The organism is Ligaoa zhengdingensis (genome assembly GCF_014384885.1).
Taxonomy (GTDB): Bacteria; Bacillota; Clostridia; order Oscillospirales; family Ruminococcaceae; genus Ligaoa; species Ligaoa zhengdingensis.
The window spans coordinates 1-740 of the sequence record NZ_JACRST010000096.1; the positions used below are offsets into that span (position 1 = coordinate 1).

General features: G+C 60.7%; 1 pseudogene. It reads left to right on the top strand.

What is annotated here, in order from left to right:
• A pseudogene (locus H8711_RS13855) lies at positions 1-740 on the top strand (hypothetical protein); the annotation flags it as partial.

Genomic DNA, 740 nt, shown 5'->3' on the forward strand with positions numbered 1-740 from the left:
GAACTGGTGGAAGCGATCGACGGGAAGTACGAGGAGAGCGGGTACACGGCCGAGAGCTGGGCGGAGCTTGAGAAAGCGCTGGAAGAAGCGAAGGCAGTGATTGCGAAAGCGGACGCGGAGCAGACGGAAGTGTACGACGCGTACCTGGCGCTCGTGAAAGCGAGAGACGGCTTGAAGTTCGCAGCGGATAAGAGTCTTCTGGAGCTGGCGGTAGAGCTGGCGGAAGAGGCGCTGGAGAACGAGAAGCTGACGGAAGGCACGCGCGCAGAGCTGGAAAGCGCGGTGACAGAGGCGAGAGCACTGCTGGAGAAAGGCGACGCGACGCAGGACGAGCTGAACGCGATGTACAAGCGCGTGATGGCAGCGATCGTTGATCAGGCGGAGCAGGCGGATAAGAGCGCGCTGAAGGAAGCGATCGAGGAAGCGGAAGCGCTGGATGAGAGCGCGTACACGGAAGAGACGTGGGCAGAGCTGGAAGAAGCGCTGGAAGCGGCGAAGGAAGTGTACGGTGACAGCGAAGCGACGCAGAGCGCAGTGGACAAAGCGACAAGCGAGCTGGCGGAAGCGATCAGCGGACTGAAACGAGCAGTGAACACGAGCCTGCTGGAGATGGCAGTGGAACTGGCGAAGAAGACGATCGAGGACTATGACCTGACGCAGGAATCGATCGATATGCTGGAGGAAGTGATCGCGGAAGCGGAAGGCGTGCTGGCGGATGAGCAAGCGACGCAGGAAGAGAT